2 protein-coding genes are annotated in these 2,574 nt (G+C 62.8%); one reads left to right on the forward strand and one right to left on the reverse strand.

Going from position 1 to position 2,574, the window contains the following annotated elements; genetic code table 11:
• On the reverse strand, nucleotides 1-748 hold a 748-nt coding region (locus NTX40_00935), incomplete at its 3' end, for a hypothetical protein (GenBank protein MCX5647654.1).
• Between the two features lie 680 nt (nucleotides 749-1,428).
• Here NTX40_00935 and NTX40_00940 point away from each other — a divergent pair.
• Nucleotides 1,429-1,977, forward strand: coding sequence for a site-specific integrase (locus NTX40_00940; GenBank protein MCX5647655.1), 549 nt, complete (start codon nucleotides 1,429-1,431; stop codon nucleotides 1,975-1,977).
• Nucleotides 1,978-2,574 lie beyond the last annotated feature (597 nt).

The following is a 2,574-nucleotide window of genomic DNA, read 5'->3' on the forward strand; positions in this document are numbered from 1 at the left end:
TCGGACAGATGAACGTGCAGGCGGCGCACTCCACGCAATCGCTCGCGTACTCGATCCACTCCTCGGACTCCTGCTTGCCGAGCAGGATCTCCTGCAACTTGTCGGGCAGGCGGAGGCCCTCGTTCTGGCGGTCGAGGTCCTCGCACGCCTTGGCCCGCAGGCGTTCGCGTTCCTTGAGTTGCTCGGCCGTCGCCTCGCGCACCCGGCCGCCGGCCTTGTCGATGATGGCCTGGCCCTTTTCGCTTCCGCCCTCCAGCAGGTAGCCGCCGGAGATGGGGGTAACGTTGATGTCGAAGCCAGCCTCGGCGAAAGGCTTGCCGCCCAGGGCCGTGCAGAAGCAGTTCTCGTGAGGGGCGACGCAATCGACGGTGATAAGGACCTCGGCGTTGCGGCGGGCCTCGTAGAAGGGGTCCTTGAAGTCCCCTTCGCGGAAGACCTTGTCGAGATACTCCATGGCCTTCAAGTCGCATCCCCGCAGGCCCACGAGGACGCGCTCGCCGCACGCCGGGCACGACGCCTTCTCGTCGACGCCCTTCGAATCGTAGGCGGCCACCCGTTCCTTGGCGGGCAGGAGAAACGATTTGGGGCTGGCACTGGGGCGGGGATCGCGAAGCGCAAGTTCCGCGTCTTCCGTCTTGCGGAGGTTCGAGTACTCGGGCCCCTTCTCGCGCCGGACCGTCGCATAGACGTCCGCCGCCTCGAGCGACCCGAGGATCGCGAGCAGCGAATCCTCGCTACAACAGTACATCTTCCGCACTCCGGGCCTCCCCAAAGGGTGCAGTGAAACCCGTTGTGCCTTCGCGCCTAAGTCAGGCGTGAAGACAGGGGCACGGCTATAAGTCCGCAGGAAACGCTTCGCTCTCGGTGTCTGCGGAAGGGTAGGCGCAATGGCGGGGTCATGTCAAGAAAGAAAGTGAATTTTTTATCAAACTTCGCCCGACCGACCCGCGATTGCCGCATCAGACGCCCATCAAGCGGCACTGATTGCCGGTTGCCTCGCTTTTCCGCCTTGCATCACGGGAGACGCCAGCGCTGGTTTCAAGAGACTTTGGCCCGCAGCGAGGAGTGGCACCGGCGCGGCGGGCCGGTACAATAGCACCGGTCGTGCAAAGGAGGGGTGCCAAGAAACGGTGCCCGCGGCATGGGGCGAAAGAAAAGCATCCCTGTCCTCAGAATCTGGACGTCGCCACATCACCGTGTCCCCCCGGGGACAACTTTAGAACTCTAGCACCGTCCGGGCCTGAAAATAAATGAATTTCACCGGGATACCGGCAGGAAATCCCTGCCGATCCGGCCCTGGCCCCCGTCGCCTTCCGCCCTAATTGCCGCCATGTCACGAGGTTCGTGCCGGCCGTTCTCGAGGAAGAGCCCCCTCGCGGATAGCGACAGAACTGTCGGCTTTATAAGCACCCGCGACAAATGTTCACCATGTCCTATCAGTTCGTGCGTGAGCCTTTGAACGCCGAGGAAACGGACCGCCTGGTGAACGCGTGCCGCTCGTTCCAGGAGAAACTCGCCGTCTGGGTGCTCCTCGACACAGGGCTGCGGGTGCACGAATTCTGCGCCCTGCGACGCGACCACGTGCAGTGGCAGGAGAACTGCCTGGTCGTCTGGGGAAAGGGCGGCTGGTACGGCCACAAAGGCAAGCGCCGAGTCGTGCCTCTCACAGCCCGCGCCCGCCGCCTGCTGGAGGTCCACTTCTGCACCAACGAGAGCATCGGCTTCTCGAAGCGGACAGCGCAGCGGCTTGTCAAGCGCGTCGCCAACAGGGCTATGATCACCAAACCGGTCACGCCCCATGTACTTCGCCACTCGTTTGCCGTGAATTGCGTGAAAAAGGGCGTAAGCACCGCCAGCCTTAAGAAGATCCTCGGTCACGACCGGCTGGAGACTACCGAGATCTACCTGAACATCTGTCCCGAGGACGTGCTGAGTGAATTCTTCCAGAAGGTTGACGGTCGGCCAGGTCACCGATAGGACTGACAGCCGATCCCGCGCGGTGACCGCCAGATAGGCAGAGTCTGTCTAGGCGCGCGAAAAGCGCCTATGTCGGGAAGCACCAGGGCGTAAAACGGCAGTGGCCGAACGGGGGGATGTCCAACCACTGCGCAGCTCACGCAGGAACCTCCCGCGTGGCAAGAGAATTCTCCCTATGGGACAGCGCGAAGCCAAGACGACTGTTTCGCTTCGAAGCAGATGGACGTGGAGGTTGAGGATGCTTTTCAGGCCTCTCCTTCCTGCCGCCATCGTGGGTCATCGGCCGGTTTGCCGGTTGAGCTACTTCTTGATCGCTTCCTGAACTGTCCCGACTGTTGTTGCAGTTACTGTTTCACCACCAAGGCACTGCCACTTCACCTACCTCCGCACCGGTACCATCCCGGCCGTCCGGCCGAAGCACAGTCACCGGGGCCAACTACACCAAGCGCCGGTGGGAATCTCGCCACCCGCTACCTCTGAAAGGCAGAGGTTCCAGTGACCAAACCCGGCATCCCCGCGCAAAAGAAGGCCATCCGGACCGTCTCCGCGATCTCTGCCTCGGTCGCCCCTTGCGCGCGGGCCCGCTCAGCAATCGCC

It is taken from the genome of Planctomycetota bacterium, from assembly GCA_026387035.1.
Classification (GTDB): Bacteria; Planctomycetota; Phycisphaerae; order FEN-1346; family FEN-1346; genus JAPLMM01.